At 59.3% G+C, this 21,336-nt stretch carries 20 protein-coding genes and 1 pseudogene; 7 read left to right on the top strand and 14 right to left on the bottom strand.

Annotated elements, in window-relative coordinates; all coding sequences use genetic code 11:
* Positions 1-84: 84 nt before the first annotated feature.
* Positions 85-1,584 carry a phospholipase D-like domain-containing protein gene (locus I2H36_RS01490; protein ID WP_196262113.1) on the top strand — a complete coding sequence of 500 codons (1,500 nt, stop codon included), beginning with the start codon at positions 85-87 and terminating at the stop codon, positions 1,582-1,584.
* A 3-nt stretch (positions 1,585-1,587) separates the two neighbouring features.
* Here I2H36_RS01490 and I2H36_RS01485 read toward each other — a convergent pair whose 3' ends face one another.
* Positions 1,588-2,532: a putative bifunctional lysylphosphatidylglycerol flippase/synthetase gene (locus I2H36_RS01485; RefSeq protein WP_196262112.1), complete on the bottom strand. Its 945-nt coding sequence runs from the start codon at positions 2,530-2,532 to the stop codon at positions 1,588-1,590.
* Positions 2,533-2,636: 104 nt separating this feature from the next.
* Positions 2,637-3,410, bottom strand: coding sequence for an endonuclease/exonuclease/phosphatase family protein (locus I2H36_RS01480; RefSeq protein ID WP_196262111.1), 774 nt, complete (start codon positions 3,408-3,410; stop codon positions 2,637-2,639).
* A gap of 447 nt (positions 3,411-3,857) precedes the next feature.
* On the opposite strand from I2H36_RS01480, the gene serA reads away from it, so the two are divergent.
* From serA to I2H36_RS01465, 3 genes are all read left to right on the top strand, one after another.
* On the top strand, positions 3,858-5,105 hold the full coding sequence (gene serA, locus I2H36_RS01475) for a phosphoglycerate dehydrogenase (protein WP_196262110.1): 1,248 nt from the start codon (positions 3,858-3,860) through the stop codon (positions 5,103-5,105).
* Positions 5,106-5,241: 136 nt separating this feature from the next.
* Positions 5,242-5,814: a hypothetical protein gene (locus tag I2H36_RS01470; protein WP_196262109.1), complete on the top strand. Its 573-nt coding sequence runs from the start codon at positions 5,242-5,244 to the stop codon at positions 5,812-5,814.
* Between the two features lie 197 nt (positions 5,815-6,011).
* Positions 6,012-6,605 carry a hypothetical protein gene (locus I2H36_RS01465; protein WP_196262108.1) on the top strand — a complete coding sequence of 198 codons (594 nt, stop codon included), beginning with the start codon at positions 6,012-6,014 and terminating at the stop codon, positions 6,603-6,605.
* 74 nt (positions 6,606-6,679) lie between these two features.
* Here the strand turns inward: I2H36_RS01465 and I2H36_RS19860 are convergent.
* The 5 genes and pseudogenes from I2H36_RS19860 to I2H36_RS01440 all read right to left on the bottom strand — a co-directional run bounded on the left by I2H36_RS19860 (position 6,680) and on the right by I2H36_RS01440 (position 11,068).
* Positions 6,680-7,585, bottom strand: a pseudogene (locus I2H36_RS19860) (Rossmann-fold NAD(P)-binding domain-containing protein).
* A gap of 32 nt (positions 7,586-7,617) precedes the next feature.
* Positions 7,618-8,202 carry a pyridoxal-phosphate dependent enzyme gene (locus I2H36_RS01450; RefSeq protein ID WP_343234379.1) on the bottom strand — a complete coding sequence of 195 codons (585 nt, stop codon included), beginning with the start codon at positions 8,200-8,202 and terminating at the stop codon, positions 7,618-7,620.
* A 41-nt stretch (positions 8,203-8,243) separates the two neighbouring features.
* Complete coding sequence (locus I2H36_RS20265; protein ID WP_210330884.1) at positions 8,244-8,549, bottom strand: pyridoxal-phosphate dependent enzyme; 306 nt, start codon at positions 8,547-8,549, stop codon at positions 8,244-8,246.
* Positions 8,546-9,937, bottom strand: a complete 1,392-nt coding sequence (locus I2H36_RS01445; protein ID WP_196262106.1) for a M20/M25/M40 family metallo-hydrolase — start codon at positions 9,935-9,937, stop codon at positions 8,546-8,548. Before I2H36_RS01445 ends, I2H36_RS20265 begins: the two co-directional genes overlap by 4 nt.
* 15 nt (positions 9,938-9,952) lie before the next feature.
* Positions 9,953-11,068 (bottom strand): aminotransferase class I/II-fold pyridoxal phosphate-dependent enzyme, encoded by a 1,116-nt coding sequence (locus I2H36_RS01440; RefSeq protein WP_196262105.1) that lies wholly within the window; start codon positions 11,066-11,068, stop codon positions 9,953-9,955.
* A gap of 155 nt (positions 11,069-11,223) precedes the next feature.
* Between I2H36_RS01440 and I2H36_RS01435 the strand changes: the two genes are divergently transcribed.
* Both I2H36_RS01435 and I2H36_RS01430 read left to right on the top strand, forming a co-directional pair.
* A complete protein-coding gene (locus I2H36_RS01435; protein ID WP_196262104.1) occupies positions 11,224-12,339 on the top strand; it encodes an aminotransferase class I/II-fold pyridoxal phosphate-dependent enzyme in 1,116 nt (371 codons plus the stop codon).
* Positions 12,336-12,980, top strand: coding sequence for a helix-turn-helix transcriptional regulator (locus I2H36_RS01430; protein ID WP_196262103.1), 645 nt, complete (start codon positions 12,336-12,338; stop codon positions 12,978-12,980). Before I2H36_RS01435 ends, I2H36_RS01430 begins: the two co-directional genes overlap by 4 nt.
* Here the strand turns inward: I2H36_RS01430 and I2H36_RS01425 are convergent.
* From I2H36_RS01425 to I2H36_RS01415, 3 genes are all read right to left on the bottom strand, one after another.
* A complete protein-coding gene (locus I2H36_RS01425; protein WP_196262102.1) occupies positions 12,971-13,804 on the bottom strand; it encodes an inositol monophosphatase family protein in 834 nt (277 codons plus the stop codon). The genes I2H36_RS01430 and I2H36_RS01425 overlap by 10 nt on opposite strands.
* A 12-nt stretch (positions 13,805-13,816) precedes the next feature.
* Positions 13,817-14,653 carry an aldo/keto reductase gene (locus tag I2H36_RS01420; protein WP_425523263.1) on the bottom strand — a complete coding sequence of 279 codons (837 nt, stop codon included), beginning with the start codon at positions 14,651-14,653 and terminating at the stop codon, positions 13,817-13,819.
* A 91-nt stretch (positions 14,654-14,744) separates the two neighbouring features.
* Positions 14,745-15,725 carry a S1C family serine protease gene (locus I2H36_RS01415; protein WP_196262100.1) on the bottom strand — a complete coding sequence of 327 codons (981 nt, stop codon included), beginning with the start codon at positions 15,723-15,725 and terminating at the stop codon, positions 14,745-14,747.
* Between the two features lie 638 nt (positions 15,726-16,363).
* Between I2H36_RS01415 and I2H36_RS01410 the strand changes: the two genes are divergently transcribed.
* The gene (locus I2H36_RS01410) at positions 16,364-16,663 is read left to right on the top strand and encodes a hypothetical protein (protein ID WP_246718593.1); all 300 of its coding nucleotides are present in this window, start codon (positions 16,364-16,366) and stop codon (positions 16,661-16,663) included.
* A gap of 537 nt (positions 16,664-17,200) precedes the next feature.
* On the opposite strand, the gene denD is transcribed toward I2H36_RS01410, so the two are convergent.
* The 4 genes from denD to I2H36_RS01390 form a co-directional block, all read right to left on the bottom strand.
* Positions 17,201-18,184, bottom strand: coding sequence for a D-erythronate dehydrogenase (denD, locus tag I2H36_RS01405; protein WP_196262099.1), 984 nt, complete (start codon positions 18,182-18,184; stop codon positions 17,201-17,203).
* Between the two features lie 112 nt (positions 18,185-18,296).
* Positions 18,297-19,307 (bottom strand): TRAP transporter substrate-binding protein, encoded by a 1,011-nt coding sequence (locus I2H36_RS01400; protein WP_196262098.1) that lies wholly within the window; start codon positions 19,305-19,307, stop codon positions 18,297-18,299.
* 36 nt (positions 19,308-19,343) lie between these two features.
* Positions 19,344-20,627 carry a TRAP transporter large permease subunit gene (locus tag I2H36_RS01395; protein WP_196262097.1) on the bottom strand — a complete coding sequence of 428 codons (1,284 nt, stop codon included), beginning with the start codon at positions 20,625-20,627 and terminating at the stop codon, positions 19,344-19,346.
* On the bottom strand, positions 20,624-21,166 hold the full coding sequence (locus I2H36_RS01390; RefSeq protein ID WP_196262096.1) for a TRAP transporter small permease subunit: 543 nt from the start codon (positions 21,164-21,166) through the stop codon (positions 20,624-20,626). Before I2H36_RS01390 ends, I2H36_RS01395 begins: the two co-directional genes overlap by 4 nt.
* Positions 21,167-21,336: the final 170 nt, after the last annotated feature.

Raw genomic sequence — 21,336 nt, 5'->3', positions numbered from 1 at the left:
AACGCTTCTGAGGCGCTCTGTTTCCCCGGAACCTTGGCCTCGGTTTCCGAGTTGGCAGAGGACTGCGTTTAGGATCTTAGTCGCGTGCAGCTTCTCGAAGAATCGACGAGCCGGAATGAACTTCTGTTTGCCCAGGCAGCCTTGCGGTCGCTTGAAGGGTCAATTCTGCGCCCTGGACAGAATTGCTGGCGCGTTCCCAAAGCTGATCGTGCATCGGTTCTGATCGACGGCGCCCCTTACTTCGCCTACCTCGAAGCGGCTCTGCGCCGGGCCCAACGCTCCATTCTCATCATCGGCTGGGATTTCGACGGCAGCATCCGCCTGCGCCCGGATGTGAGTGCGGAGGAATCCCCGGCGCTCGGCCCCCTGCTCCGCTCTCTCGTCGAGGCCAAGGCTGACCTTGAGGTCAGGATCCTGGTATGGAGCGTTGCCGTCGTGCATGCCCCCGGCGCTCCCGGTCCGCTGATATTCGGCGCTGATTGGCAGGACCACCCGCGCCTTCAGCTCAAGCTCGACACCCACCACCCGCTTTATGCCGCCCACCACCAGAAAATCGTCTGCATCGACGATGCGTTGGCATTCGTCGGTGGCATGGACCTGACGGTCGAGCGCTGGGATACCCATCGCCATGCCTGCGATGATCGTTTCCGGCTGAGAGATGACGGGAGCATCTACGAACCGGTCCATGACCTACAGATGGCTGTCGACGGCGAGGCTGCGCGGTCCGTCGCCGAGGTGGGCTATGGCCGTTGGAAATGTGCGACAGGCGAAGATCTGAGCCCGGCCCTGCCTGATGGGACCGATCCGTGGCCGGAGGACCTTTCCGCCGATTTCGTCAAAGTGCCCGTCGCCATCGCCCGCACCTATCCGGCCTGCGGAGAGCAGCCCGCCGCTCAAGAGGCAGCGGCCCTGACGCTGGATGCGCTCGCCGCCGCCAAAAAGAGTATCTACATCGAAGCGCAGTATATGACGGCCCCCTCAATTGGTGATGTCCTCGAGCGTCACCTTGCCGATCCCGGAGGGCCGGAAATCGTCGTGATTCAAACGCACGAGTCCCACGGCTGGGCCGAGGAACTGGTCATGGGCACGAACCGAGACAGGCTGATCCGGCGTCTGCGCAAATGCGATCACTACGACCGCCTGCGCGTCTATTACCCGGTTATTCCCAATGGAGCGGGCGGAGAGTGCCAGGTTCTCATCCATTCCAAGCTCATCATCGTCGATGACATGTTCCTGCGCATCGGCTCTTCGAACCTGAACAACCGCTCCATGGGCCTCGACAGCGAGTGCGACCTCGCCATCGAGGCAACGACCGAGGAGCAGCGTCGGATCATCACTCATCTGAGAGAACAGCTGATCGCAGAGCATCTCGAAATTTCGCCGGAGACCTTCGCCGAAGCTATGGCAGGAGCAGGTGGATCCCTGATCCGGGCTATCAACCAACTGAATACCAGAGTGCGCGGGCTGCGCGCCTTCGGGGCCATGGCTGATGACGGACCGGATGCACCGGCACCGGGCACTGGCCTTTTGGATCCGCTGGAGCCATTCGAGCCGCTCGCTCTATTTCGTCGTCGCAAGGACTGATGTCTAGGCTTTGATAGGAAAGGAAGCGTCTCTATTGGTGTCCAAACCCCGACGCCGCAAGAGAAGCTCGGTTACGGCAAACAGAACGCTCCCTAACCCGAGCGGTGCGAGGAAGTAGACGAACCGGAACACCAGAAGCGGTCCGATCAGGTCGTCCCGAGGCAGAAGGTACATGACGACGCTCTCGATCACGCCGAGCCCTCCGGGCACATGGCTGACCAGAGCGGTCGCATTGGCGATCACATAGACTGATGCGACACCGAGATACGCAACGTCTGCTACGGCTGAGAGCGCTTGGTGAAGGCAGGCGGCCACGAAGGCGAAGTTTGTGGACCCGATCAGAACCTGTCCGACGGCAAGCCGAAAAGCCGGAACCTCAATCGACCAGCGCCGGATCCGCAGCGGCCTGCGCACGAACATTGACAGGGTTAGATAGATTGCCGGAACGGCGAGGCAGCCCAGGCCTAGTGCGATTACAATGGAATGGGTCAACCCTGTGATTTCCACGGCTAGTCCCGAGCGCAGGAGCAGGGCTGCTCCACCCAGGGTCGTCAGGCCGAGTCCGACGGTGACCCCGCAGAAGACGATGACCTTTGCCACCTCGCTCGCGGCAAGTCCCCAGCGGCTGTAGAAGCGATAGCGCACAGCACCGCTGCTCAGGGCGGCCAATCCGATGTTATGGCCGAGAGAGAGGGCCGTGAAGGAGGCCAGGGCTGCCTTTGGATACGGGAGAGGCCGGCCGACATAGCGCAGAGCCAGATAGTCGAAGAAGGTCAACGATATATAGCTAGCTGCAGCAAATCCTGCAGCAGCAAGAAGCCTCGGAATGGGAATGGCCGTGACAGCAGTGACCAGCTCATTCAGGCTGTAGCGGCTGAGCGTGCGATACAGCAGCAAAGCCGCCAGACCGACCGCAGCTGCAGCAATCAGGTACTTCCAGTTACGCATCCCCTCTCCTCATCTACACTTGCCGCAGCAGCTAACGGCCACGCTCCATGAGGTTCAACGCAATAGCAGGACCAGCGATCCTTCAGACGCCTCTATCATGCCTCTCATCCTTGAATGTGGGCCATGCTGGCCTGAGATGCCTTGCCACGAACGATCTGGAACTCAACGAGAAGCGGGAGATGATCCGAGGCGACACGGGCCAAGGGTGTCCTTACTGCTTCCACCCGCTGTACGGCAATCCCACGGCTAACGAATACATGATCGATGCGGAATATCGGCAAGCGCGACGGGAAGGTAGCCGTGGGTCTGGGAAGTCTCGCCAGCGCCTGCGCATCCCAGAGCTGCGCTGCGAGGCGTTGATAGGCCCGCGACCGCGGCGTGGCGTTGAAATCCCCCAGCACGATCATCGGCCCCCGGCAGGCCCGATGCCCGAGCCAGTGCGGGCCCAATAGCGCATTCACCTGAGCAAGCCTCTCGTGGCGACGCAGGCCTAGATGGGTATTGATGATCTGAACATCCGCGCCCCCGAGCTTGACCGAGGCCCAGAGTGCCCCTCTCGGCTCGAGGCGGGGTTTTCCGGCCAGACCCGGGAGAGCCTCCGCCTTGACGAGCTTCGAGGGCCTGTGGGTCAGGATCGCGTTGCCGTACTCCTCTTCCAGCATCCGCATGCTGGCATGGAAATGCACATGCATTCCGAGCGCCTGGGCGATCGCATGAGCCTGATCGACGCCCCCCGTTCTAACCCGCCCCACGTCGAGTTCCTGCAGCGCCACGACATCCGGCTCATAAGCAGCAATCACATCGGCGACGCGCACAGGAGACAGCCGTCCGTCCGTGCCGAGGCAACGATGTACGTTGTAGGTCAGGATTCGCGGCACTTCGCCCCCTGTTGATAGACCTCCGGAGGGAGCCCCCGGTCCCGTTGGCTGGTTCCTATGCAGTTGGAACGAGAACTCCGATCCCAGAGGCCTGGATCCATCCAAGCTCGGCTTTCTGATGGGTTACGTCCGAGATCACCGAAGATGTGGGCAGTTCCGGACCTCAACCTGAGGATATGGAGGGAGGTGACTCGGAAATGGAACGGGGACCGTGCGTACATCCGGCACCGGTCCCCGCCTCCTCGACCAGCTGCAGCTGCAACCGGATTCAGTCATCATAGACCGGACGCAGGAGGCCGGGTCAGAGCATTGGAGGTAGGAGACCTCACCCTGTCGGGGGCCAGATGTCCGAAAGGATGCTGGAAGCCGCACCTATGCGAGAAAAAGAGATTCCCGCCTCTGCCCCGGCGCGCTATGGCATGCCCATGGAAGGCAGTTGGAGCTAACATGTCCGAGATGTTCTCTCTTCAGAAAGACAAGATCCGCGTTCTCCTCCTTGAGGGGGTGAACCAGAGTGCAGTCGATCTGATCAAAGCGGCGGGCTACACCAACCTGACCCACCTCAAGACCGCCCTCGATGAGGACGAACTCATTGAAGCCCTGCAGGGGATCCATCTCCTGGGCATCCGCTCCCGCACTCAGCTGACAAGCAGGGTTCTGCAATCGGTCAACCGGCTGATCGCCGTTGGCTGCTTCAGTGTCGGGACGAACCAGGTCGATCTGGAGGCCGCGCGGCAGGCTGGAATACCTGTCTTCAATGCCCCTTTCTCCAATACAAGAAGCGTGGCCGAACTGGTGATCGGGGAAATCGTCATGCTCCTGCGGCGCACCTTTCCCAAGTCCAGCGCCGCCCATGCAGGCCAGTGGGACAAGTCCGCGTCGGATAGCCACGAGGTACGTGGCAAGACCCTCGGCATTGTCGGCTACGGCAATATCGGCTCGCAGCTCTCCTATCTGGCGGAAGCCATGGGCATGCGTGTCATTTTCTTCGATCAGACCGACAAGCTCCGTCACGGCAACACGGAGCCTGCTGACAGCCTGCATGCACTGCTGAGTCAAAGTGACATCGTCAGCCTCCATGTGCCGGAAACCCCGGCAACGCACGGAATGATCGGCAAGTCTGAAATCGCCGCCATGAAGAATGGCGCTTACCTCATCAACAACAGTCGCGGCACAGTGGTTGACCTCGACGCACTGGCCGAGGGGTTGCGAAGCAGTCATCTGCGGGGCGCGGCCGTCGATGTGTTTCCAGTGGAACCTGCATCCAACGAGGACCCTTTCGTCACACCGCTTCAGGGTCTCGATAACGTTATTCTGACACCTCACATCGGCGGGTCGACGGAGGAGGCGCAGGAACGCATCGGCGCAGAAGTGGCCAAGAAGCTGACCGATTATTCCGACGTGGGAACAACGGTTGGAGCCGTGAACTTTCCTCAGGTGCAGCTGCCATCTGGGACCACAGGCACCCGCTATATCCATGTGCACAGAAACGTACCTGGGATGCTCGGGCGTCTGAACAATGCCTTCTCCCAGCGTGGCCTCAACATCACGGCTCAACATCTGCAGACCGATGGCGAACTCGGGTATGTCGTGATCGAGGTGGAAGGTCAGCCCGAGCAGAGCCGGGAAACGCTTCAAGAGATCCGCGCGCTGGAGGGAACCATCCGCGCCCGGCTGCTCTATGCTCGTGGGTAGTGGGCAGAAGAACACGCAGGAAGCTTGACCCGTGGGGTCACCCACATGGAGCATTCGTGCTCAAGGCATGATACTGTCGTTTGCGCCATGTCTTTCATGAAGAACTGGCTGTGCTCTTGCGAGCGAAAGCAGAAACGTGATTGCCGGTGTTCAGGTGAAGTTACGTCATTTCATGCAGCAGGCAGCGATGAGGTTTGCTCGCACAATCGGGCTTCCGCGCATTGTTACAGGTAGAACGGAACCTGTGATCGGAGAGCCTTTGGCTTTGAACGCAAATCTTGAGCCGATTGAGGACGGTCAACTCAAGTCCTCAGCGCTCTCTGAATCCTTCGAACACCCTCCGACCGACGATCAGAATAATCCTCGTCCGCCCATTCATGCCCGATTGGAACGCCTCAGCGACATGAACACTTCCGTAGATACCCTGGCCGAGCAGATGCTCACTCTCGTCGAGATCGTCTCCGCCCAGGAAAGAGACATCAAAGCGCTCAAGGAGCATTGCCGCGTCCTAGAGGAGCATGACCAGGCGATAGCGGTTGCGTTCTCAACCTTCTTTCACGTTCTCTCTGCCGGACGCGTTGCGAAGATGAGTGAGATCGGCACCATCTTGAACCACATCATCAAGGTCGCTGAACAGGAAGGACGTCCAGCCGCATCAATCAAGTTCCTCCAAGACCTGGCCGGAATGCTCCCTGAGGATCAGCGCTGATACTGTCTCTACCTCTGCATAGAGAAGATTCCATACCTAATTTTTGAAGAAGGATGCTGAAGTTAAGCATCTGTTAACCCTGCTGTTTCACACTTCGCTAATAGCTGCGATGGTGCCACTGAGCGTTTTTGCCTAACACTGGGTCCATCGCCCTACTGCCTTCGACTGCTGGTAGGCTAGGGGCATAGGAAGTTGTGATGTCAACGGACAGGGCAGGAGCGACAATCGAGGCGGCAATCGCGATGCACGTCGCCACTGTCTTCGAGCAAGGTCGCCAAGTGACTGCCGTGGCCCAAATCCGCAATCGTATCACCGATAACTTCGAACCAGGCGCATTACAAACGGAGCAAGATAACCAACCTCCAGCGCTCGTTGCCCTGCATCGCCTGATTATCGCAGCCTTCGTACCCATTGAAAGAGCCTACGACACTCCTGATAGAGTTTCGGATCTCACAGAACTCAGAGGAAGCCTAGAGCAGCGGCGTAGCTCCCGGCCGATGGCTGAGAAGAAACACCTGCTCGAATATGCCAGGAGCCAGCTCCTCATCGAGCGGCAGCAGCTTTTCCTGAGAAACCAATTCACCGAAGGCTTCGGACGCATCGAGGCATGGGTCCTGTCCATTGCATTCCTGACCCTGGTGCTTCTGAACGTCGTCAGCATCCTCTGGGGGCTTCCTCTCCTGGGTTTAAGCATCTGCAGAGCTTGGTATCTCGACAGGCAATGCAAACGCCGCCTTAGAAAGATCGCGGAGATAGACTTCCTGATCGAGCGGATCGAGCATGCCCCTTGAGGGCAGCGGCGTCATGAACGGCTGAGAACGGCTGACGCGATTGCAATATCTTGAACGGCGAGCCCCGAGAATGTTTACACTGTCACCTGTTCGGCTGCCGTTCGGCCCTTGACCATTCCCGAAATGATCTCGCCAATCTCGACGATGCGGCTCATGCCTGCATTATCGACCCTATAGGTGTGCCAGAGCTCACCCCGTGATCGACCTTGCACTCTACTATCTGTGACGACAAGGTCAGCTCGTCGGATGATTGCTGGATCCAGCTCCTGCTTGTCGGCACTGTCGGCGCCGATAGCCGTGATATGGGTGCCGGGCTGAATGTCAGACCATTGCAGGAGCGGTTCCTGGCTTGCCGTGGCACTGACGATCAGGTGTCAGCGGAGCGCGGCCTCGGCAGGCGACCACGCAGTCTCGACGAGGAAACCTCTATCCCGCATTCGTTCGGCATAAGCGTTTCCCCGTTCCGGATTGCGCCTCCAGAACACGATGTTCCGACATGGCCGAACCGCTTGGAGGAGTTGAGCTTGCAACTCCGCCTGAATGCCTGTCCCAAGCACGCCGACATTCTCGATCTGTTCAGGCGCGAGGTCCTTGGCAGCGACAGCGCCGGCCGCTGCCGTGCGCAGATCCGTCAAGCGCCCGTGGTCGTTGAGTACGGCTGCCAATTCTCCCGTATCCTTCCTGAAGACGAGCAGAAGGCCATCGCTGCTGCTCAAGCCGTGTGCGGGATTGTTCCAGAACCCGGATGCGATCTTGATCACATAGGTGTCGCCAGTCTTCAGGTAGCCATACTTGATATGGACCTCACCCGGCGGTTCCTCAAACAGGAGCTCACCGGGCGCTGGGATCACAGCCTCGCCACGGGAGAAGGCTGCGAAAGCCCGCTCCATCAAGCGCACAAGATTCACGCCCTTCAATCGCTGCTCGATCTGCGACGGATTGAGAAAGGTGATCGGACCGGCGGCAGCGATGGTTCGCACCCTTGACCGTTCAGAACGGAGAAAATCTTGTCCTAGTCGAAGTTCGCTCCGCACAGTATGACGATGCTCTTCTGACCTCTGCAGCGTTCCGCCACTTTGAGGAACCCGGCCAAGGCGAGAGCCGCCGCGCCCTCCGCGATCTGGTTTTCCCTGAATGCCAGCTCTCTAAGCGCATGCGCGATCTCGATCTCTGTGCAGGTGACGACTTCATCGACCACCGAGACAGCGAGCGGCAGCGTGATGCTGTCCTCTTCCATGCCTTCTGCAACACCGTCCGCAAGGGTATCGTGATGCTTGGTCTCGACAACACGTCCTACCGCCATCGATGCCGCAAAAGCTGCAGAATTCTGAGCGGCCACGCCGTAGACTCGTGTTCGATAACTAAAGCTCTTGAGCACGGAGCCGATCCCGCTGATCAGCCCCCCGCCTCCCATAGCGATGAAGACATTATCGATCTCCTCCGCCTGCTCAAGCAGTTCGAGCCCGATAGTTCCATGCCCGGCGACGATCTCGGGATCATTGTAGGGAGACACGTAAACGAGACCGCGGGCTGCCGCTAGCTCCTGCGAATAAAGCTCCGCCAAGCCGCTCTCCGCGCCGTGCAGAATAACTTTCACGTTGAAGGAGCGATGCGGTCGAGCTTGGTCTGCGTTACAGTCTACGGCAGCACCACGGTCAATGCCTGACCGATCGATGCAGCAGCCTGCGCCGACGCGATACAATGGTTGCCGGACGATGCCGTGATGACTTCCCGGTCGATGCCGAGTGCTGTCATCTTGCTGGCAGCTCCGCGGATCTTGAACGACCCGGTGAGCTGGAAGTTCTCGGCCTTGATGAAGAGCGCCGAGCCGGCTTCCCGACCGATATGCCGGGACGGGAGCAAGCGTGTCTCGTAGATGTGGCTGCAGATCCGCCGGCGGGCCTGCATCGATTGGGCTGCTGCCTCAAGACCGATGCTGATCATGGCATTTCTCCGTCTGGCAGTTGCTCGGAATTCGACCGATCCCTCATCTGGATCGCCCTTTCGGATAGCCTTGCAAGAATTGCAGCAGAGCATTCGATCATTCTGGCGAACTGGTCGATGATGATGTTCTCATTGGGCGAGTGAAGCATGGCTCCATGATGTGTGATGCCAAGGCCGACGATCTCGGCGCCCAGCTGTTCCACGAAGGGATGGGCCGTGCCCGAGGCTGGCGAGCTCGGTTGCACGATAGCGGGTCGGCCGAAATACCCTTCCAGAAGCTCCTTCACATCCTGAACGAACCATTGATCGGTCGACGCTCGCACCGGCTTCACATTGGCATCATGAACGATTAGCTCAATGTCCTCGAAGCAATGTCTGTCGAGATGCGCGCGCAGAAGCGCAACAATTCGTTGCGGGTCCTGATGGGGCACGAGGCGGAAATCGATCTTGACCGCGCCTTCTGCAGGCAGAACGGTCTTTGCGCCTTCGCCCGCATAACCGCCCGCGAAGCCATTCACATTGATGCAAGGCTCGAAATTGACGGCACGGTAGAAGCTCCCGGCATCAACTCCATCGAGTAGCCGCTGCGCGCCGGTCGCCTCCATCAGGCTATCAAGCGAGTAAGGAGGGGCCGAGGCCAGTTCGCTATCGCTTGGAGAAGGCTGCCGGACGGCATCGTAGAAACCGTCGATCAGGATCCGCCCCGATCGATCGCGGAGGGACGCGGTCGCGGCTGCAAGCCTCCACAGCGGATTTTCGAAGACGGCGCCGAGGCTTGAATGCAGATCCGCTCTTGCCGTTCTGGCGCGCAGCTCAATCGCCATCACACCCTTAAAGCCGCAAAGGATGATCGGACGCCCGCCTGCGTCGATCTCGCCATACTCCCACCAGCAGACATCGACCGCTTCGCCCTTAAAACGCCTTTTCAGGAAGGCTTCGAGCGACGGGCTGCCGATCTCCTCCTCACCGTCGACCAACCAGATGAGCCTGAACGGCAAGGGACCCGGATGCTGCTCCCGGAACAGGCGCCAGCCTGCGAGGCGGCTAATGAACTCCCCTTTGTCGTCTGCAACCCCGCGCCCGTACCAGCGGCCATCCCGCTCGGACATCTCGAAAGGTAGAGAATCCCACAGCGACACCGGGTCTTCGGGTTGAATGTCGTAATGATTGTAGATCATGACCGTGAGAGGGCCGCTGCCGATCTCGCCCACGACGAACGGACCTACCTCTCCAGGCTGCATCTCAGTTTCGAAGCCCGCCTCGACCAGCAGATCGCGAACGGCCTCGGCGCACTCGACGAGTCTTTCACCCCGAGCGCTGACGGATGGAATGGCCACGAGACGGCGGAGTTCTTCGCTTGCCTTCAGCAAATGGTCGTGCGGCAGCATCGTGTTGGCCTCGCCTCAAGCCAAGCCGCGGCGGGCGAGGAAGGTGTCGAGGCGGGCGAGCCCTTCCACGAGGTGTTCGGTCTTCACCCCAATACCGATCCGGATGTGGTTCTCGATCCCAAACCAGCTTCCTGCCACGACGAAGACACTTTCCTCTTCGCGAAACGCATTGGACAGGGTCTCCGAGGACATATCGAAGTCATAATGCAGGAAAGCCATGCCACCAGCCGCAGGCCGTTGCCAGGACCAGCGGTTCCGCTTCTCGATCCAGCTTTGAACGATGTCTGCATTCTCGCGCAGCAGAGCCCGCCCTCGTGCCAGAATGCGCTCACGGTTCTCCGGTGCCATCACGGCCGCGCCGACGATCTGGCTGAGGATTCCGCTGCCGATGGTGGTGTAGTCCTGACGCTTGGCTGCCTCCTCGACAACCACTTCCGGCCCAACGATCCAGCCGAGGCGCAGGCCCGGGCAGGCGAACGACTTCGACAGGCTGCTGGTGACGATGACGCGGTCGTAGCTTCCGTAGAAAGTTTCCGTTTCCGTCTTGTCGATCTCGCCGCCGCGATAGATCTCGTCGACCATGAGCCACGCTCCTGCCCTGCGTGAGGTTTCCACCAGAAGCTCGCGGCTGCGAGACGAGAGGACAGCGCCCGTCGGGTTTCCGGGATTGGTCACGGCTATCAGCTTCACACCACCGTCCACCGCCTGCGCGAGGGCATCGGGATCGATCTGCCATCCCTGATCGGCCAGGAGCGGAAGCCGCTGAACATTCATGCCAAGAGCCCGTCCCAGGCCGTCGACCTGCATGAAGTTGGGAACCGCGAAGAGAACATTGTCGCCTGGATTCACCATGGCCATCAGGGCGATCATCGTCGCCTCCGAGGAACCGTTGGTGACAAGCACATTGGAGGCCGATGCATCCGGATACCAATTTGCGATCGCAGACCGCAGATCCGGCCGGCCATCCGTCCAGCCATAGCCGAGCGGCAGCCGCAGGAGCTCCTGCGCGGCATCCGTCGGCATGATTTCCTCGATGGTCCAGGGATGCACGCCGCTTTCGGTTAGATTGATCTCGACGCCGTTCTCGAAGAGCGTCTGGTTCCGTTCCATGAGAAAGGTATCAAAGTGCACGATTGCTCCAATTCGGAAATGGCAGCGCTTCGGCGCTGAATGGACCGGGACCATGGCAGGGGAGGTTTTTAACCGTCAAGTCCAATTTGGACTTTCTTGTCCAAATTCATGATGTTACAGATCCTTAACAATTTGCTTAGCCTCGTAGGGATCCCATGAAAATCGAAGAATTCACCCTCGAGCGCATTCAGTCGCTGTACGAGAATACGGTCGAGTACAACCTGTCCGACAGCGGCGTGCATCCCTATTCCCTGCGTGAGCTCCTGACGCCTGCACAACAGGAGCAGTTGCTCGACGTGGAGCTGGGCTACGGCTGGACAAACGGACGTGTGGAGCTGCGCCAGGCCATCGCCAGGTTGTATACGGGACGTACGGCTGACGAAGTCATCGTTACCAATGGTTCGGCCGAAGCGAATTTCCTGCTCGTGATGTCGCTGCTCGAACCGGGCGACGAGCTCGTCGTCTTCGTTCCGAACTACCTGCAGATCTGGGGTTGGGCCCGTGCCGTTGGCGTGACCGTCAAGGAGATTCTTCTCCGGGAGGAGCTGGGATGGACTCCCGATCTCGACGATGTGCGCAAGGCCGTGTCCACCCGCACGAAGATGATGACGATCTGCAACCCCAACAACCCGACAGGTAGCGTTCTGTCGCGCGAGACGATGGACGGTCTCGTGGCCATTGCCCGCGAGCACGGAATCTACCTGCACGCGGATGAGGTCTACAAGGGAGCAGAGCTGGAGCAGGATGAGCCCCCGAGCTTTGCCGATCTTTATGAGAAAGCCATCATCACCAGTGGCCTCTCGAAGGCAATGGCACTGCCCGGCCTGCGCATCGGCTGGCTTGTCGGGCCTGCGCAGGAGATCTACGCGTCCTGGCAGCGCAAGGACTACACCTCGATAACGACGGGTGCCGTCAGCGAATTCGTGGCCGAGATCGTCGTGGAGCCCGCAAAGCGGCAGGAGATCCTGTCCCGCAGCAAGCGCATCCTGCGCGAGAATCTCGCTCTCCTGCAGCGCTGGGTCGATGAGAACAGCGGCCTGTTCTCTTTCGTGCCGCCCAAGGCCGGCGGCATGGCGTTCATCCGCTATGCGATGCCCATGAACTCGACGGAGCTGGTGCATCGCCTGCGTGAAGAGCGCGGCATCATGCTCCTGCCGGGCGACGTCTATGGCATGGATCACTACATCAGGATCGGTATCGGCGCGCCTGCCCATCACCTGGAGGCGGGTCTCCAGCGCCTTGCGGCCTTCGTGCGTGCGGAACTCACATGACACAGGCGCAGAAGGTGTCTCGGGCAACCGACATTAGACCGGAGCTGGCAGCCTATGCTCCGGTGTGCGACGCTATCGCCCTGCTGTTTCAGCCCTATGCGGAAGTGGTGCTGCACGATCTCTCGACCGAGACCGTTGTCTATCTATCGAGCCCGTTTTCCAAACGAGAGCTCGGCGAGCCGTCTCTCCTGCATGAAATCGATTTCAAGCCGTCCGATGTCATCATTGGCCCTTATGAAAAGGTGAACTGGGACGGCAGGCGCATCAAGTCGGTCAGCGCCGTTCTTCGTGCGGGTTCCAAGGGCATCGGCATCCTCTGCATCAACGTCGATGTATCACATTTCCATGCGGTGATGCAGACGCTGTCCACCCTCGTGGCGGTTCCCCAATTCGCCGGGAAACCGGCTTCCCTGTTCAAGGAAGATTGGCACGAGCGCATCAACGAGTATATCCAGAGCTGGACCCGTGAACGTGGGCTCTCGATCGCGGAGATGACGCGCCTGCAGAAGCAGCAGCTCGTTGCCGATCTGGCCGGCGACGGCGCCTTCGGCGGGCGCAATGCGGCAGCCTATATCTCGCGGATTCTCGGCTTGGGCCGCGCCACCGTCTACAACTACCTTCGCAAGAAGGATCAGGTCTGAGAGGGAAGAAGCGCGTCGCGCACGGCCTGCCAACTTTTCTCGTCGGGCGCGCTGATGAGACCGCCGCTCCGGTTGGCCGGACGGTAAGCAGAGCCATCGAAATGCGCCGAGTAGCCGCCAGCCTCTCGATGAATCAGCCAGCCGGCCGCGTGATCCCAGGGCATGACACTGGACGAGAACGAGAAGTGCAGGTGACCTGCGGCGATGAGCCGATAGGTATGCGCCGAGCAGCGGAGGTCCGCCGCCATCGCGACCTTCGGCAGGTTGCCCGTCACAACAGGACGCAGGTTCTCGGGAAGATAGCGCCAGGAGACGTTGCCCGCCATCTCGGCAAGCGGAGCGGCAGATGCAACACTTAGCGGAGCGGTGCTGCCGTCGGGATGCTGGATCCAAGCCCCCTCACCACGAACGGCCATGGCCCAATCGTCCGAGATCGGATCAAGGATCACTCCGCAGACGACCTCCCCTTTCATCACCACGGCCGCCATGACGCCGAACAGTGGGAGCCCGGATGCGAAGTTGAGCGTGCCGTCGACAGGATCCAGGATGAAGGCGAGATCTGCTTCGTCCAGGTCGTCAAGCAGCCGCGGATTGCGGCTTACACCTTCCTCGCCGACGACGAGGGCCGCGGGGAAGAGACGCTGAAGTTCCGTCTCGATTGCCCGTTCGGCTGCTTCGTCCGCATCCGTGACGAGGTCGAGATGACCGGTCTTGGCCCGTATGGCACCAGCGGACAAATTTCGGAAGCGTGGCAGAATCTCTGCCTTTGCCACGGTCCTGAGAAGTTCCGCGACAGTCATAGCGTCGGTTTGGGAGAAACTCATAATACTGGCCACCTAAATCATCTCCAGCGGACGCTTGCGTTTCGGCGCCGGGAACTCGGCTTCGATGGCTGCCAAGTCTTCCGGAGTCAACCGGATCTCCAGCGCCTGATGGTTTTCCCGCACATGCTGGATGCTCGACGCTTTCGGAATAGAAATTACCCCTGGCCTGTTCAGCAGCCATGCCAGAGCGATCTGAAATAGGCTTGCCTCATGCTTTCGTGCGATGGCTTGCAGCGCGCCGCCTTGGGGCAGCCTTCCCTGCTCGATCGGACTGTAAGCCATCAATGGCATGCGGCGAGCCGTCATCCATGGAATGAGGTCGAACTCGGGGCCCCGCCGGGTCACATTGTAGAGAACTTGATTGGTGGCGCAGTTCTCTCCACTTGGCACGCCAAGCAGCTCCTCCATGTCTTCCACGTCGAAGTTGCTGACGCCCCACTGTCGGATCTTGCCGGACCGGCGAAGCTCTTCGAAACCGGCGACAGTCTCCTCCAACGGCACGCTTCCGCGCCAATGCAGGAGGTAGAGATCCAGTCGATCTGTCTTCAGCCGCCAGAGGCTGCGCTCGCAGGCCTCGACGACACCCCGCCGGCTGGCATTGTGAGGGTAGACCTTACTGACGAGGAAAACGCGGTCTCGCTCTGAGGACAGAGCCTCGGCCACCAGTTCCTCGGCGGCTCCCTCCCCATACATCTCAGCCGTGTCGATGAGGGTCAGTCCAAGTTCCACCCCGAGGCGCAGGGCCTCGATCTCTTGCGTCCGGCGGCTGGCCTTCTCGGCCATCTGCCAGGTGCCCTGCCCGAGCGCGGGAACGCTTTTGCCATTCGGCAAGGTGACAGTCAGACTCATCGTCATCTCTCCTTGGGCAATCGCCTCATCCGGAAGCCAACGCACTCACGCAAGCTGGCTATTTCCCGAGGAGGTTTGCAGGGCACAAGCGCTATTGCAGGCGGGGGGTCTTCATGAAGCGGCCCCTGTCTGCCGATCGGATCGTCACGTCGAACCTGTCGCCTTCCCGCTCAATAGTGAACGGAACGTCAACACCGGCCGGACCGAGCGCCCAGATGGCCCGGTAGAACTCCGCTAGCGAGGTCACGCTCTGCTCTGCGACCGCATGGATCTGATCACCGGCACGCAGGCCGGCGCGCTGTGCCGGGGCGTCCCCTGCAAGGCCAATGATCGTGAGCTCGTCGTCATCGGCCTCGGCAACGTAGAAGCCCAGCCAGGGCCGCGGCTCGCGCTTGACTCGGCCAGACGTCAGAAGGTCGTCGAGGATGGGCTTCAGGAGATCGATGGGCACGCTCATGTTAAGGGGCACAATCGTTCCGCCGGACGCTTGGTGCTGGAGTTGAAGGGAGCCGATGCCCATAAGGTCGCCGCGCGGGCCAATCAACGCCGTTCCGCCCCAGTTTGGGTGAGCTGGCGCGGTGAAGACAGCCCCGTCGATCAGATACTCCCAATATCCCGCAAATTCCTGGCAGGCGACGACCTGGGCTGCCAGGGAATGGATCTGTCCCCCGCTTCCGCCGACGACGACCTGCTCCCCAGGTTTCAGGCGCCGGGAGTCTCCGAGCGCCAGCACCGGCACGCCAAGAGGCTCGAGCGCCTGAACCAGGCCGAAGCCGCTCTCATAATCGTAGGCGATCACATGAGCCTGCACCACACGCCCCCGGTTGGTGGTGAGCCAGACGTCCTCGGCCTCGGCAATGAGATACCCGATGGTCAGGACAAGGCCGTCATCCCGGATGACCACGCCCTGCCCCGCTCGTTCGATACCGAGAGTCTCAGCAGTGAAAGCGTCTTCAGGAACACGGGCCCGCAGGGAAACGACGGCCGACAAGGCGTTTTTCAGATCGTAATCGAGCAGCCTCGGATCAGGCTGGAATTCAGGAGGGATCTCCCATTCGTCGGGTGACTGCATGAAAAACTCCCCGGTCTCTCCGCCGAGAGCCTGCACCCTTTCAACATGGCAAGAAAAACCATCCCTTCAACAGCCCTCCCCCGTTTTGGCGCATAAAAAGCTGTGTTCTCAGGATAGGTTGAAGCAAGTCCAGGACGCCGGTGTGATCCTGATAAAAGAGGCTTGGTATTGTCTAAGAGGATTGGAATTGCCTTAGGCAGTTTCCAGGACTCTGATCGGAGATATCTCCAGTTCGACACGGTGTGCCTGCTCTTGGCGCCTGTCCACCATGCTGATGGCTCTTCTGGCATACAGGCGAAACTCATGCTTCAGGCTTCGGGAGGCGTTCTCCCAAGCTTCTGTCTCATGCCAAGCGACAAAGAACGCCCGGGCAATATGCTCGACCTCAAGATCCACCTGATCCACCTTTGCCCCCACAGAGAAACTGTTGCGTCTCTCACGGCACGCGGAACGATGCCGCTGCGTCAACAGCCAAGGTGTCTGATTTGCGGGGATGTGTCTGTATCAGAAAAGACACGATTCAAGACCTTTGAAGAAGACGACGGGATGGTCGCGCGCGCACCTACGCGGCCTCTCCTTTTCGGCTTGCAACCAAGGCCAAGATTTAGCGTTGTTTCAGGTACCTGTGGGGCTACAACATGATCACCAAAGCAACAGAATATCTTTTCTCGCCTAAAGCCACAAAACCCTCACCGCAGTATCGCAGCAATACCCCCTCGCTCCCGGCCAATATCCAGGACCATTTGGGCCGATTGCTGAGAGCAGAATATTATGAGCGCGGAGATAAGCCGCGCTTCCTGGGCGATCCTGCACTTCCGCTTGAATTCGATCCCTATCTTCAGCGTCTCGACCAGAAAGAACGAGATCTGAAATCCTCAATGATCGAGGAACAGGGAAGGCACGCTGTCGCTGTTGCGTTATTAGGACTTAATGCTTAAAAACTAGTTCTATGCACGCAAATCCTTGCAGAATGCATATCGTCAATGATGCAGCTCATTAGTTATCAACTTCGAATAGGAAGCTTTCCTATCGCTTGACGCCAGTTGCCACTGGTGCCGTTGATCATGAGACTGCCGGAGGATCGTGGAACTCTCGCCATGAATAAGAACTTCAGAAGCCATGGGAGCCATTAGCGGCAGAGCTGTTCTGAGACAGGCGTTCAGGCAACTGGAACATGAGGTGCCTGGCAAAGTCGCGCGGGTTCTTCGGAACCTTCGCCATCCAGCGGCTCGGTGGATCAGGTTGCCTGTCGGCATTCTCTTCGCCATTGGAGGAATATTCTCGATCCTGCCTTTCCTCGGATTGTGGATGCTGCCGTTAGGCCTGCTGCTGATGGCCTATGACATCCGCTTCCTGCGGAAACCTGTCGGTCATTTTACCATCTGGGCTGTTCGAAAATGGGCCCGGCTCAGGCAGCGGTTCTGTCCAGAACGGCCTCAATGATAGCATGGCCCGAAAGACACGGGTCAGAGGCGCTACCGGTCCGGTAGAACGCCTCCAAGCTCGTCTTCGATGTAAATCGAGATGATCTCCTTGAAACTCTTCTCTGCCTGAAAGCCTAGACCTTCGGCCCTGCGCGCATCGAAGCGCTCGGGCCAGCCTTCGACAAAGCTCACGATGGTCGGATCGATCTCGTGCCGGATCCGGGCGACGCAACGGTCGCCGGCGATCCGCCTGAGCGCATCAATCTGCTCAGCGACGGTCACTGACACACTCGGCATCGTCAAATTGCGGCGAGGTCCCACCTGGGAGAGGTCGAGAGTTGCCGCATGGATGAGGAAGTCAACGGCTGACCGCGGCGAAGCGTGGGAATGGCGCACCTCCAAAGGCACCGGCAGGACAGCCTCCTGCCCGTTCAAAGGTTCGCGAATGATGCCAGAGAAGAACCCTGAAGCGGCCTTGTTGGGCTTTCCAGGACGTACGCAGATGGTCGGCAGCCGGATGCCGATACCGTCAAAGAAGCCTCGTCGCGAATAGTCGGCCAGCAGCAGCTCGCCTATGGCCTTCTGGGTGCCGTAGCTCGTAAGAGGTGTCAGGAAGAACTCATCGCCGATTGCCTCCGGAAAAGGCGCCCCGAACACGGCGATGGATGACGTAAACACCAGCCGCGGTCGATAGCCATCTCCGATATGGCGAATGGCATCGAAGAGGAACCGGGTGCCGTCCAGATTGATCCGATAGCCCTTCTCCAGATCGGCCTCCGCTTCGCCGGAAACGATCGCAGCCAAATGAAAGATGACATCCGGGCGGGACGCCACGAGGCGCTCGGCCTCGCCTAGGATGGAGAAGTCGGATTTCAGAGTGTCGATTGCAAACGGTGCCTCAAGTCGCTCCGGCTCGACCACGTCGTGCAGGACAAGACGGGAGATCTCCTGCCCGCCGAGATGCCGTTCTTTCAGCAGGCGCTCGACGAGCTTACGGCCGACCATTCCGGCGGCTCCGAGAATGAGGATCTGCATCGATCAAAATCCCTTATTCAGCAATGCCGCAGCTGGGTACCGTGAATTATCTGGACATTAGAAACGTAGGTGGCGCCGCTGTCAGCGGCGCCACCTCTTCATAATGGAAGAATTACTTTCCCCGAACCTTCGTCAGCTCGTCCTGCATCATCTTCACGGTTTCCGGACCGATCGTCGACGCATGCTTCTCCCAAACGGCCTTCGCCTGCTCGCGCATGCGGTTGGCCTCCTGTGCATTCAGCTCGTTGACCACGACGCCTTGACCCTTGATCTTGTTGAGCGAGGCCTCAGACAGCTCACGGGAGACTTTCCGCTGCTCATCGCGAGCCACAGCCGCACAATCGCGCAATGCCGCCTGCTCATCCTTCGACAATCCGTCCCACAGCTTCTTGGAGTAGAGAACGAGGAACGGCGTATAGGCATGACGGGTGACCGACAGGTACTTCTGCACCTCGGAGAACTTCGAGGTATCAATGGTCACGAAGGGATTCTCCTGACCGTCGATGGCCTTGGTCTCCAGTGCTGTAAACACCTCACCGAAAGCCATCGGAACGGCATTGGCGCCCAGGGTCTTGAAGGTGTCGAGGAACACATTGTTCTGCATCACGCGGACCTTGAGGCCCTTAAAGTCCTCCCACTTCTCGACCGGACGACGCGAGTTTGTGAGGTTGCGGAATCCGTTCTCCCAATAAGCCAGATTGACGAGGCCAACCGACTCAAGCTTCGCGTCGATGTGCTTACCGAAGCTGCCATCGAGGACAGCATCAGCCTCCTTCTCGTTGGCGAACAGAAACGGCAGATCGAAGACGCCGAGATCCGGCAGGATGCCGATCAGCGGCGAGCTTGAGGTGACGACCATCTCCTGCGTGCCGGAGCGAAGAGCCTGGGTCGCCTGCAGATCACCGCCGAGGGCATTGCCCCAGAAGCCCTGAACCTTCAGCTTTCCGCCTGACTTGTCGGTCAAGCATGCCCTGAACTTCTCAACCCCTTTACCGTTGGGGTGATCCTCGTTCACACCGTTGGAAATACGGATGTTACGCTCGGTGAATTGCGCATAGGCCGGAAGAGCCGCAAGGATGGTCGCCGCAACACCTGTAGCAAGGGTATATTTGAGCGCTTTCATGGTTGTTTCCTCTCTCTTTGTTTAACTTCAGCCGAGTTAGCGTCCCCGCAACAAAGCGAGGGGCACCGTCACCAGCTCGGGGATTACGATGAGCAAGACGAGCACGATCAATTGAGCGATCAGGAATGGGTTAACCCCTCGGATCACGGCTCCCATCGGAATACGAGCCACGCCGCTTACCACATTGAGTACAATCCCAACCGGAGGCGTGATCAGTCCGATCGCATTGTTGATGATGAACAGAACGCCGAAATAGACCGGGTCGATGCCTGCCTGCTTGACAATCGGCATAAGAACCGGGGTTAGGATCAGAACTGTTGGGGAGAAGTCCAGCGCCGTTCCGACGATGACAACAAGGAACATCAGGGCGAACATGAGCAGGGTCTTATTGCCCATCAGAGGCTCGATAAGACCGCTGATCTCACCCGGAATGTTGGCCTGGGTGATCAGCCAAGCAGACACGAGTGCGGCCGCCACGAGGAACATCACCACGGCAGTCGTTTTGGCCGCTGTGAGAAACACCCCATACAGCATCGAGGGTTTCAGTTCGCGATAGACGAACATGCCAATCAGAAGAGCATAGACAGCAGCTAGAACGGCTGCCTCTGTTGGGGTCACGATCCCCCACTTGATCCCGCCCAGGATCATGACCGGCATCAGGAGTGCATAGAACCCGTCGACGAAGGCTTTGCCCCGCTCCCGCATGGATGTGCGCGGGGTCGTCTGCATCTTGTCTTTCCTGCTGACGATCGCCCATGCCACGACCAATGAGACGCCCATCATCAAGCCAGGCACGACACCGGCGAGGAACAGCTGCGAGATGGAGACATTGGCAGCAACGCCAAAGATGATGAAGCCGATGGAAGGCGGGATCACCGGAGCGATGATGCCTCCTGCGGCGATAAGACCGGCAGCGCGGGGAATGTTGTATCCGGCGTCTCGCATCATCGGGATGAGAATAGCCGCGAGAGCAGCGGTATCTGCTGCGGCGGATCCCGATAATGCAGCTAGGATCAGGGCTGCCACGATGGTGACATAACCCAACCCGCCATGAATATGGCCCAGGCACGCCAGCGCGAAGTTGACGATGCGCTTCGACAGCCCACCCACATTCATCAACTCTCCGGCCAACAGAAAGAAAGGCACGGCCAGGAGTTGGAAGTTGTCTGCCCCTATGATCATGTTCTGAGCGACGATCTGGCTGTCGAAGTTGCCAAGCCAGAGCATGAGCGCCAGCGCGCAGACGATGAGCGCGAAGGCGATCGGCATTCCCAGGGCCATGGCCCCCAGAAGAGATGTGAGGAATACGACAATCGTCACTCGAGGTGCCCTCTCAGATCATTCGCTTCATCGTCACTGTAGTCGCCAGAGAAAGCCCGCAGTTCCTGACCGCTCAGGCGTCCGGTGAGAACCCGCAGGATGCGGAGCGCAGCCATCAGGCCCAGCCCGATGCTCGCGAAGAAGCCAACGCCATAGACCCAGAGCATCGAGATTTCCGTGATGGGAGCATAGTTGGTGGCGTTGATCTCCGCCTGCTGCCAAGTTCCCCAAAAGAAGACGGCGCAGCATCCAATCACGAATAGGTCAGATAGTACCATGCAGACCTTGCGCCCCTGATCCCCCAAGCGGACCACCAGGGTTTCCACACCAAGGTGAGCGTTCTGCCGTCCCACCACGACCGCTCCGATGAATGTCAGCCAGACGAAGAAGTACCGGGAGAGTTCTTCGGATACGTCGATCCCGGTATCGAAGAGGTAGCGCAGGACGACATTGCCAAAGACCATGACAACCATGGCGGCGAGCAGCAAGACCAAGAGGCCCTCTAGGCCCTTGAAGAAGAAGGATATAGCCCTGTTCACCGCTGCTCCCTGTTTCCTGTCCCTGCCCACATTATTCTGTTCGCCTCAGGCAACTGTTCAAGGTCACTCATGGGCAAAGTTTCACTGATCTAAGGCGCAGCCTTGACGAGTGTCAATTCGGTGCGGAACGGGTTTTGAGCTTTAGACGCTGCAATAAGTCCAAATTTTAT

Origin of the sequence: Microvirga terrestris, assembly GCF_015694425.1 — a bacterium.
GTDB classification, from domain to species: domain Bacteria; phylum Pseudomonadota; class Alphaproteobacteria; order Rhizobiales; family Beijerinckiaceae; genus Microvirga; species Microvirga terrestris.
The sequence above is the reverse complement of the archived record's forward strand: the minus strand, read 5'-3'. Positions and strand labels throughout refer to the sequence as shown.

Bases quoted from the DNA above. Each gene is read 5' to 3' on its own strand.
- I2H36_RS01485 (WP_196262112.1), bottom strand. From the start codon at position 2,532: ATGCGTAACTGGAAGTACCTGATTGCTGCAGCTGCGGTCGGTCTGGCG.
- serA (WP_196262110.1), top strand. From the start codon at position 3,858: ATGTCCGAGATGTTCTCTCTTCAGAAAGACAAGATCCGCGTTCTCCTC.
- I2H36_RS01465 (WP_196262108.1), top strand. From the start codon at position 6,012: ATGTCAACGGACAGGGCAGGAGCGACAATCGAGGCGGCAATCGCGATG.
- I2H36_RS20265 (WP_210330884.1), bottom strand. From the start codon at position 8,549: ATGATCAGCATCGGTCTTGAGGCAGCAGCCCAATCGATGCAGGCCCGC.
- I2H36_RS01445 (WP_196262106.1), bottom strand. From the start codon at position 9,937: ATGCTGCCGCACGACCATTTGCTGAAGGCAAGCGAAGAACTCCGCCGT.
- I2H36_RS01435 (WP_196262104.1), top strand. From the start codon at position 11,224: ATGAAAATCGAAGAATTCACCCTCGAGCGCATTCAGTCGCTGTACGAG.
- I2H36_RS01430 (WP_196262103.1), top strand. From the start codon at position 12,336: ATGACACAGGCGCAGAAGGTGTCTCGGGCAACCGACATTAGACCGGAG.
- I2H36_RS01425 (WP_196262102.1), bottom strand. From the start codon at position 13,804: ATGAGTTTCTCCCAAACCGACGCTATGACTGTCGCGGAACTTCTCAGG.
- I2H36_RS01420 (WP_425523263.1), bottom strand. From the start codon at position 14,653: ATGAGTCTGACTGTCACCTTGCCGAATGGCAAAAGCGTTCCCGCGCTC.
- I2H36_RS01415 (WP_196262100.1), bottom strand. From the start codon at position 15,725: ATGCAGTCACCCGACGAATGGGAGATCCCTCCTGAATTCCAGCCTGAT.
- I2H36_RS01410 (WP_246718593.1), top strand. From the start codon at position 16,364: ATGATCACCAAAGCAACAGAATATCTTTTCTCGCCTAAAGCCACAAAA.
- denD (WP_196262099.1), bottom strand. From the start codon at position 18,184: ATGCAGATCCTCATTCTCGGAGCCGCCGGAATGGTCGGCCGTAAGCTC.
- I2H36_RS01400 (WP_196262098.1), bottom strand. From the start codon at position 19,307: ATGAAAGCGCTCAAATATACCCTTGCTACAGGTGTTGCGGCGACCATC.